This window comes from Candidatus Poribacteria bacterium, assembly GCA_028820845.1.
In the GTDB taxonomy this organism is placed as follows: domain Bacteria; phylum Poribacteria; class WGA-4E; order WGA-4E; family WGA-3G; genus WGA-3G.
In genome coordinates, this window is the sequence record JAPPII010000012.1 from 75,964 (window position 1) to 85,941 (window position 9,978).

General features: G+C 45.9%; 6 protein-coding genes. 3 read left to right on the forward strand and 3 right to left on the reverse strand.

Going from position 1 to position 9,978, the window contains the following annotated elements; genetic code table 11:
• Positions 1-191: 191 nt before the first annotated feature.
• The 3 genes from OXN25_03080 to OXN25_03090 form a co-directional block, all read right to left on the reverse strand.
• A complete protein-coding gene (locus OXN25_03080) occupies positions 192-4,598 on the reverse strand; it encodes an endonuclease NucS (protein MDE0423836.1) in 4,407 nt (1,468 codons plus the stop codon).
• A gap of 207 nt (positions 4,599-4,805) precedes the next feature.
• Positions 4,806-5,492, reverse strand: a complete 687-nt coding sequence (locus OXN25_03085; GenBank protein MDE0423837.1) for a hypothetical protein — start codon at positions 5,490-5,492, stop codon at positions 4,806-4,808.
• Positions 5,482-7,044, reverse strand: a complete 1,563-nt coding sequence (locus OXN25_03090) for a glycoside hydrolase family 32 protein (GenBank protein ID MDE0423838.1) — start codon at positions 7,042-7,044, stop codon at positions 5,482-5,484. Before OXN25_03090 ends, OXN25_03085 begins: the two co-directional genes overlap by 11 nt.
• A 202-nt stretch (positions 7,045-7,246) precedes the next feature.
• On the opposite strand from OXN25_03090, the gene OXN25_03095 reads away from it, so the two are divergent.
• The 3 genes from OXN25_03095 to OXN25_03105 form a co-directional block, all read left to right on the forward strand.
• Positions 7,247-8,245: a mannonate dehydratase gene (locus tag OXN25_03095; GenBank protein ID MDE0423839.1), complete on the forward strand. Its 999-nt coding sequence runs from the start codon at positions 7,247-7,249 to the stop codon at positions 8,243-8,245.
• Positions 8,246-8,559: 314 nt separating this feature from the next.
• Positions 8,560-9,582: an RRXRR domain-containing protein gene (locus tag OXN25_03100; GenBank protein ID MDE0423840.1), complete on the forward strand. Its 1,023-nt coding sequence runs from the start codon at positions 8,560-8,562 to the stop codon at positions 9,580-9,582.
• Between the two features lie 29 nt (positions 9,583-9,611).
• The coding region (locus OXN25_03105) for a hypothetical protein (protein MDE0423841.1) at positions 9,612-9,978 on the forward strand (367 nt) is incomplete at its 3' end.

Consider the following 9,978-nt stretch of genomic DNA (forward strand, 5'->3'; position numbering starts at 1 on the left):
AGGCACTGTTTCCAACTGCGCCGGGTTTGAGCCAGAAACTTTGAACACTCCAGAAACCCTCTTTAGTCCTGTAGAGAAGGCATCTGTGTAGAAACGTGTCTCTGCAAAGAACTAAGCCCCATAGGGGCGGCATTTGTGGAACCTCTACGACAAAATGGCGCGAAAAATCCCTAAATTGACACTTATGGTTCCTACCGTTGAGTCACCTCAAAAGGTTCAATTCCTCGCCGTTTGCACTCTTCTTTGACACCGTCAGGGATTTGCGGTGCTGCAAGGATGCTGCGGACCTGTTCACATGGCAAACCATATTTGACAGCTGCAAGATGTTTATACTTCACGGCTTGCCAAACTTCTTGATCGCTACCAGATGAAATCGGTGGTTTCACTTCCACGGTTACAGGGTTTCCAGAACTATCCTCAAACAAGATATCTGCCTCATCACCTGAACCGAATCTATACTCAGTATCAATCAATTTTAATCCTTCACCAAACAGTGAAGGATTATCTGACAAATACTTCTTTAAAGTCCTATGTTTGTCCCCTTCTCCACCACCGCCACCACCATAGCCGGTACCCGTCCTTCTATTAGGTGTGCTGCTCCCACTTCCACCGGGCCAGCGCGCGCCACCTCTACTTGGACGTGGTCGATGCACCGGAGCTTCAGATTTATCCTCAGTTGAATCGCCATCCTCACTTCCAGTTTCTGGACCCTCATGAACCATTGGCGTTTCGGATTCAGAATTATTCGTTTCTGAATCATTTTTGCCACCAGCCTCACCCATAAGTCTCTCATCAACAGATTTCGACAAGTTCTCTTCATTTCCTTCAGAATCTGACTCTGATGGTGACAGACAGAGATCGGCCTGGAAACCTCGGCGTTTCCAACTCAATAGGGCAGTCTTAGACAGATTTACTGACGGTAATAGATCCTTGACAAACTCGCGGAGTTGGTCGATGCGAAAATCATCTTGTAAGGCATCGCCGATGAGATCTGGATATGCTTCTTCATCTTCCTCTAATCCTAACCAGAGTATTCCCTTTTCTTTCTCTAAAAAACTCTGGCGTGGATTTGGATCGGAAACGGACGCTTCATTCAACCTGTACCTGACTTCTAACCTTTGAGCCTGGTGAACCGATAGTCGTTTTAAAATCTCAGCAGCTTGTTCCTCTCTGTATTGTTCACACAGACGCGGTGAATTGAGGAAATCATAAATATATGGATACAGGTTTTGCACTTTTTCCGACCAAATTTGATCTTCTCCTCGGTCACCACAATAGTTAAATTCGACCTCCGAAAGTTCATAGCACCCTTTTACGCCCAGACATTTTGCAAGTTCCAACAAGTCCTTGTCAAACGCCCAAAATGGAATCTCTTCTTTTTTAAAAAGCCGAGAGCGGTAATCGTCGTCCTTCCAAACTAATTCATGCAAAGAGAAAAAATCGTATTTATCCCCTGTTTTGCCCAGCCAACATCTGCCTTTAAGTGTTCGCTCCCATTCTTCCTGCCACTCCTTACTTTCCAGCGAACTTCCGCCTTCTCGTAGAGACTGCCATAAACGGCCGTAAAGCACTTCAACACGAGGAAGAATTTCAGCAATCTCAGCAATCTCAGCTTTCTCTCCAGACGCAACCTCGCGAATAACACGAGCGTAGTCGGAGGCTGCGGTACTTGCTGTGACTCCCAAAGCAATAAAAAAAGGCTTTAGTGTTCTTTCATAATCCGCATAATTCTCTTTGAGATAACCACGATGGTTACCGAAAACTGCACTCTCGTTCTCCCAAAAAACCTCATCGCTCTTCCACCAATTTGGCTCTGGATCAAAAATAAAGATGAGAGGTTTTGCTTTGAATTCCGCTTCTCGACGTGCGCCTTGGTCTTCTAAAAAGCGATAAAGTGGTAAAACCTTTTCAATACTGGCTTCTGTGTCTTCTGTGCCACTCAGGGTTCCCAGGTAGTTGAGCACACTGTTTGTATCTGCCTTCAGATTTACGTGCAATATACTATCAGCCAACCATCGGGCAGCTTCGTTATCTTGGCTGACATCAAAATCAGAGCGTAGGTAAGCTACACTTTCACCCAAAACTCTACGATTATCCTCAGTTGGAGCGAACAACTCAGAGGGCAGATGAAGCTTACCATCTTCATCAGGGAGCCATGCAGTTTCTTGTAGTTCACGATAAAATGTAGCATCAAAGAATTCTTGTTTCCATTTGTTACGAAACCAATGATAAATACCTTGAAAGCGACTGTTAAAGAGGTGGTCCCTCTGCCATGATTCTGATGGAAGTGGCTTAACCATTTTAACCAACAAGTGCCAAATGGAGCGTGCCAGATTAGCTTCATTGTCTTTGCTTATTTTATTCAATATCTCCGGTAAACAATAGAGATAACGGTCTGTTATACTCTTTTCCGGCCATCGCGTAGGATGCTCGGGTTTAATATTACGCTTAGCAAGTTCTTCGCTAAACTTTTGATCATCCCATGAATCAGGCTCAATTTTTTGCTCAATAACCAGCGGCGTATCCATAGCATCAATCGCCTTCAAAAACTTGAACCACTCTTTTGAATCAGAATTGCCCTCCAGATATCCACCATCTACAAACCAATATTCACCGTTGGACACTGAAAAATAGGTTTCCAAATCCATATCACCGGTGTAGGCTTGTGGTAAATAGGTATCGCAAGGTTTTACAAAATCAACAGTGTCTGGTTGGGCACCATTATAAGCCTGCAGGATTGGAGTTTCACTAATTTCTTTCTTTAAGTTCCTATGCTCATATCCTGAAAGTTTGTCCCACACCTTGAAAATATAACGGACATGCAAAAGATTCTGTTCTTTAGAGGGTTTGTCACACCGAGAATATTGCGGGAGAATCCATTTTCCAATCATATCTTCAGGATCTAAACCCTCAACGTCTAACTTATCAAGGAAGGCTTTGATGTCATTCCCTTCTTCGCCTTCAAGAAGGGCTGACTGAAGAATAGGCAACTCGTCGAGAAAAGGTGCAATTTCTTTCCGCGCTTCATCTGTCTCCGGCGGAAAGAATGCTTCACTGGCACACACATGTCGCCCGTTTTCAAGTCGAACCAGCGGTAGTTTCTTTATCCGCTCCAATTCAGACTGCTGACTATTCAAATAGTTATACAAGGAACGCAGCCACTCATTAGATTTAGTCTTAAACCAATTGCAGTCTCGCTGTTCAAGCCAATTCAATACTTGGCTGAAATTTATTTCTTTTATTTTTGCTTCACGCATAACGCGAAAAGCACGACCAGATCGCCCTATATCCGCATGCAACCAACTACTGTTCGGATATATCCAACTGCACTCAACCAATTTTCGCAGGGATCCGTGGTGTGGGTAAAATACGTTCTCCGCTTTGGCATACCTCCCATCTTCCGTTGGCACGAACGCTCTTTCCTGCATCGCTTTTTGGAGTGCCTCAGCAATAGGTAAAAATTCACTTGGCACATTATCTTCGTTCAGAGGTAGTACACTAAAGAATGCTGGCTCAAGCAATCCAGCCGCCTTCAACTGTTCCAAAATTTCAGGGAGAAATTTAGCGGTCTCTTGAACCAACCATCTGTTCCATGGATTTTCACTTGGAGATTGGATACCCTCACGTCCCGATGTTGTCTGATACCGTGCCTGAATGAGAAATTTCAGGTGCGTCTCTTTCTGCGTAGGAAGATAAGCAAACAGCACACAATTGCCATCTATTGCTGTGATACTACCACTGTTATGTAGTTTGAACGCAATTTCAATTGGTTGTCGTTTTTTCGCCGACTTTTGAATTTTCTGTCGTTTTTCGTCATGTTTAGTCTGCTTTAAGAGTGCATCAATCACATATTGTGGAGGTTGAACCACTTTGTGAAAAACGAGGAACATCTCTGATAATTGATTTTCACCATTCAGTGACATTGTCAACTCAACTTCAGACGCGCCTTGAATCTTACTATGACGATGATGGATACAGGAACAAATTCCGGTTTGATCATCGCGTTCATCAATCCATTTAATTGTTTTGAAGGGTCTTTTGAAATCTCGTTGGAGATCGCGTAGGAATAACAAAACATATCTCTCACCTAATTTGCAGAACTGATCTTTCAAGAGCCCTATGTCTTCCTGACTCAGATCATCTTTAAAAGGCAGACGGAAGACTGTTCGACCTCGGCTAATTTGCTCTACAATTTGCGGTATCATCTTATCAATGCCTTCAGGCTGCGTAAGATCTCGGATACAAAAATGTTCATTCCCAGAGTATATTTCTGGGCAATCTGTGTAGTTGTAAACCGATTTGAAACCGATGCCAAAAGTCCCAATTTGCGTTAAATCTTTACTACTTGAACCTAACGAACAGATATTACGCACATCTTTTTCGCTGAACTGATCCCCATCGTTCCAAACGAACAGTTCGTTTTCTTTCAATCTCAGTTCCAATTGCGAACTTTTGCTGTCAACAGCATTCTGGATAAGCTCATAGATGCAATGCGTTTTTTCTTTGTAAAGTTGCTCGTAGAAGAAACTACGATGATGTTTAAATGAGCCATAACCCACTCGATGCTCTTCAGCTATCTTTTTGTAGTCTGTTGCCATAATTTGTTTTTCTACTCTTCCTCCCGAAATTTCAAATCTTCAGGACTTACACAATTTTAATATATGAGCCGAGAATGTGTTATTTTTAACCACTAAATCAATCAACGGTATGAAGGTTCTCCTTATGGCATTCCCCCCTTATCAGCGGGACTTTAAGAGAAAATGCGTAAGTTCTATCTTGCCAGATAGAGCGTATCTACCACACATTTATTCATAAGTTTTCGACTTCGCGTGCCGGGCACTGCTTCTCAGACCCCAGACGCTCCCCGTGAAATTGCTGTCAATCAGCTGCTGGAAAATGTTATAGCGAGATCTCGGCTTGATTTCAAACCGATCTACTTCCGGTAAAAACGGATAGATCGCCGTTTCACCCGCCAAGATCGCGAAGAATTTACCACGTCTATTCGGAAGAAAAATCGGTCCCTTCCACTCCAGATCCTCCACGATGGGCGGCACCTCAGGAACAGCCATTTCTGCATGGAGAAGCACCTCTACCCTATGGTATAATTTAATAAAAGCCGGGAGCTTGTTTTCGAGTTGGATGTCGGCTTGAGAATAAGGAGTCCGAAAAAACACCTTCTCCGAAAAAGCCAAGAGTCTGGAGGAATTAAATGCGTGTGGCAGATAGTATCCATCCAAACTCGTTCCATTTTCATTATAGCAGACCCCAACAGCGATAACAAACTCACGAAATTTAAATCCCCTCCATTTTGCGTCTATCGCGCTGAGCAATAGAATCGCCTTATCGGCTTCCTGATACGGAAAGAAACCTTGCTTGCGCAACGCCTCTTTCCAGAACGATAAATCCGCTGTGCCATAGAGTGTGACCTCTCTAACATTATCAAGGTCTGCGGCGTATTTGATGGAGGTATTTGAGGTTCCGCTATTCTTCATAGATATTCTTCATCTGCCAAGCGTTTAGCGATTTGAGTTCGCAGGCTTGCCCTTGTGAACGCAACGACACACCAAGGCTATCTTCCCTGTCCGGATAGACACGCATCGCGACGCACTGCTTCCCATTGGCGAATACCTCTACGACACTCTTATCAACAAACACACGTAATTTGAGAGTCTCGTCTTGGGCAATGGAGACCGGTCCAGTCTCAGGCGCACGTGAAAGGACATCTGGTGCAGTTGACGAATACGATGAGTCAATTGTAAGGAGACTATCACGCACACGGTCAGGTATGTCTGGGTTGCGCAGTCCGCGTTCTCTGAAGAAAGCAATACGAGTGAACTCCTCCTTCTGTGGTGAACGTAGGACGTTCAATTCAACCATTGGTGCCGATTTCGGATCGATTTCGAGTTTAAGTTCCATCGCATTGCCCACTATACCCTCCAAGACGATTTCTTCGTTTGCGGGTAAGGTCATCGCATTGACCTGCTGATGCGCATACCGCAACGACTCAATATCACCTGCGGGTTCAACACCGACTTCATCTTTGGAGAGGAGGGTCAGTCGGCGGGGTAGCGTCATAATCTGATTCCAGCCTTTGGTAGGCTTCGCTGGATTCATATTATAGATAACGATGAGTCCACCTTTGCCATCAGGCGTTGCCGAAGGGGCGTGGACACCGGCGGGTGATGCTGCGCCAAAATTGTTTTTCGCCCCTGCTGTCACAACAAATTTGTCGCGTTCAGTATCATAATCACCGAGCAGGTATTGCCCACCGCTTATATGACTGAAGAAGAGGAGTATATGTCGGTCCCCGATGGGCCAAAAATACGGGCAGGCACCGTCATCACCGACCAATGTGAACTGGTCATCCTCAATGAACGGATGCAGATAGACCCAATTCGCGAGGTCTGCTGAACGGAGCAAAAAGTTTGCGCGGATACGTTTGCCACCGGGTCCGTGCGGGAGCGTGCCACCTGAAAGTGAATAATACAAACCATCTTTTTTCCAAATACACGGATCAAAGACGCGATACACCGGTGTCGTGCCATCGGCATGTTTCGCTGGAATGACCGCTTTGCCGGAGACCTTCTCCCAATTCAGGAGCAGCGGATCGCTTGATACTGCTACCATGTTCCCAACAACCGTTCCGTGGTACATCGCAATCACGCGGTCTTCCTCTACAAGCGTTGCACCCGAAAAACAGCATCTTTCGGGGTTCGGATAGATCGCATAAGGCAGGTCGCGCCAGTGGATGAGGTCGTCGCTAATTGCGTGTCCCCAATGCTGCCGCGTATCTTCAGGTGGATACGCCTGATAAAAAAGATGCCAGCGTCCCTGCCAGAAACACAGACCGTTCGGGTCGTTAAGCATCGCCTCAGGGTTGATATAGTGATAGATAGGACGATGTGGGTCGCCTTCATAAGCCTTTCGTGCAGCGATGAGCCGTTGCATCAAGGGATTCGTCTCCAACTGCGCTTCTTGTTCTTCCAACGTCTCCGCGAATGTGTAATGCGGTACAAGCGAAGTATAGTCTTCGTTGGTTTCCATCGTGTCTCCTCTGTTACGTAAACGCTATGAAATACTGTGGTAGTTAGAATAGCATAGACATGCCTGTATGTCCAGAAAATTTTCCGTTCCCGCCTTCCGATTTTGAATTGACATCACTTTTATGTCCTGCTACAATGCATAAGTGTTATCTGAGGGCAACACGTTGATTAGGACACTCGATCGTTAAAGGAGTAATGAAGCGATGGATAGAACCGAACAGCAACCACGCAAAAAGGCGGAGATGCACGTCGGTGTTCAAGGCATCGGGACCTCTCCTAAAGAGTTGGCATTCCTTGTTCGCCACGGTGTAACGCACATGGATGCCTCCGTTGGGAATACCGAAACCGAAACACTGATTCGGCACAAGGCAGAGGCAGCCGAAGTCGGGGTCAGCCTCGAAATGATTCACATCGGGCTTCCAAAAAGCATCATATTCGCCCAAGATCCACAACGCGATAAGGACCTCGATGCCGTCTGCCAGATGATCGAAAATGCTGCAGCGGCAGGGTTACGCGGTTTGAACTATAATTTCTGCATCCTGAGCCATCAACGAACAGAAAGCACCCTCGGACGCGGCGGTTCACGTTACAGTACGTTTGACTTCTCCAAATATGACAACGAAACACTTTCAGAAGCAGGTGAGGTGAGTCGTGAAGAGGCGTTTGACCGAATCGCTTATTTCCTTGAGCGCGTCATTCCGGTTGCCGAGGCAAATCGTGTCCAAATGGCGTGCCATCCGAACGATCCACCCGCTCCTATTTTGAGAGGTGTTGAACGCTGGAATTACCCCGTGTTCGACGGCTTGAAACGCTTCTCTGAAATCGTCGATAGTCCGTATCACGGCTTTAACTTCTGTTGTGGTACAGTTTCGGAGGGTTTAGACGATCCCGCTACCGAATTCTACGAAATCCTCCGCTACTTCGGCGAGCGGAAAAAACTTTTTAACATCCACTTTCGCAACATCCGTGGCGGATTACACAATTTCCAAGAAGTCTGGCCCGACGAAGGACACTTGGACATGCATAAGGTCGCACAAACACTGCGAGATGTGGAATATCCCTACATGCTCATGCCTGACCACGCACCAGGGCATTCAGATGACCCAGCACCTCCCGGTGTTTCTGGTCGTGTCCGACAAGCGTGGGCGTTTCAGTTCGGATACATCATCGCCTTGATTCAGGCGGTAAATTCAGAAGCGTAGATCGCTTCGTTTCAGTTAGAGTGACACAGTCTTTTTCAAAACAGAACTTAATGGAAAGCTCAACCTTTAGGAGGTAAAAGTCAACATCCCAAGTCTAAAGACTTGGGAGACCTGTGAATATCCGTAGCCACACGGGGACCCACAAGTTAAACAGTTTTCTACAGTCTTTACGAATGCCAGACGCGCATTCGTTATATCGCGAGTTCTCGGCGTGGCAGCCGCAAGTACGTTTCGGATGCTCCCCAAGTCTGATTTCTCTACGAACTCGTGATCTGGATGGGGCAATATACAACCCGCAAGGGAGCTTACAAACTATGTTTGTTCCAGTCGTGGATAAAAACCAAAATCCACTGATGCCAACAACACCCCAGCGTGCCGGGCAGTGGATAAAATCAGGAAAGGCAACACCGTTTTGGAAAAATGGGGTCTTCTGTGTCCGATTGAATGTAGACCCCTCTGCGAATTATAAGCAGAAAATCGCAGTTGGTGTGGACCCCGGCAATAAGAAAGAAGGCTTTACCATCAAGTCCGCAGCACATACCTATTTCAATGTTCAGGCAGATGCACATAACAAAGTCGGCAAGAAGGTTGGAAAACGCCGCGAACTCCGCAGAGGCAGACGTTCACGGAAGTGTCCAAACCGAAAGTGTCGCACCAATCGGCTTGCGAACAAGGAACGTATTCCTGCTGGCACGCGTGCGAGATGGGAGTGGAAACTCCGTATCCTTGATTGGCTGTCAAAAATGTTCCCTATTACGTCTATCTGTGTAGAAGACATCAAAGCGCAAACGATAGAGAGCACTCGAAAGTGGAATCGAGCCTTTAGTCCGCTGGAAGTCGGCAAACACTGGTTCTACACTGAGATCGAGAAGCAGTGGGAGCTGTTGACACTTCAGGGTTGGCAGACGAAAGAGATTCGCGATAGGTTGAGTCTAAAAAAGTCATCTAATAAACTCACTGATACTTTTGAGGCACATTGCGTAGATAGTTGGTGCTTAGCCTATAGGTGTGTTGGAGGTAGGAGTGTTGTTGATAATAAGTATATGTTTTGTGTTTCGCCCATAGCGATTATCAGACGTGAGTTATATCGGCAAAATCCTCAAAAAGGGGGGAAACGTCCTCGCTATGGTGGGACGACCTGGAATGGATTGGTAAAGAACACCCTCGTGAAGCACATCAAATATGGATTGACACGTATAAGTGGGTTCGGCAAGGCGGGTATTTCGTTGTACTCTTTGGAAGGGCAACGGCTTTGCCAAAATGCGAAACGATCAGATTTTAAGGTGCTAACACGCCTTAATTTTCACTATAGGAGCGGGATTTTCTCCGAAGTCTAAAGACTTGGAGTTCCATCCCGAAGATCTTGATGAAAACCATTATAGTTTGCTTAGCGATAATTACCATCAGTCTGACTTTCACAGTGCAAACTTATGCCGAGATCGACTTTGAAACCGCAAGAGGCATTTGGCTACTCGATGAAGGTAAAGGCGATGTTATCAACGATATCTCTGGAAACGAAAATCACGGTGAACTTCAAGGCGGAAAATGGGTCAAAGGACCCGATGGTCCTGCCCTGAGTTTAAACGGGGTAAACGATCGGGTTATCATTCCTGACTCGGATAGTATGTATCTGGAAGAGGCGTGGTCAATTACTGCCTGGGCTTATGTAAATAAATCCGATAGGACTTACGCAGCGTTAAATTTGAGTGAGGGTGATTTGAGTTGCTGGCAGA